We start from the raw sequence: 216 nt of genomic DNA on the forward strand, positions 1-216 counted from the left end.
ACCGGATATTGTGGAGGACTGGCTGACGGCCACGGATGTGAATACCGAGCGTGGACGTAACAAGCTGTCTGAAGGCGGGAGTCAGGCAGTGGTCGCACTGGACATACCTTTGACCGTGAATGGTCAGGAGCCGGGCTTGGTCTTGCCGGGTCGGTTGGTGCAGGTGCTGGAGGTCGCGAATCCTTGGGTCGGCCTGTGCCTGTCCACCAGCATTGT

General features: G+C 60.2%; 1 protein-coding gene. It reads left to right on the top strand.

What is annotated here, in order from left to right; all coding sequences use genetic code 11:
- A partial coding sequence (locus E1189_RS21935; RefSeq protein WP_230459774.1) for a hypothetical protein occupies positions 1-216 on the top strand: 216 nt, incomplete at both ends.

The sequence above is a fragment of the Parendozoicomonas verongulae genome (assembly GCF_009711465.1).
Classification (GTDB): domain Bacteria; phylum Pseudomonadota; class Gammaproteobacteria; order Pseudomonadales; family Endozoicomonadaceae; genus Sansalvadorimonas; species Sansalvadorimonas verongulae.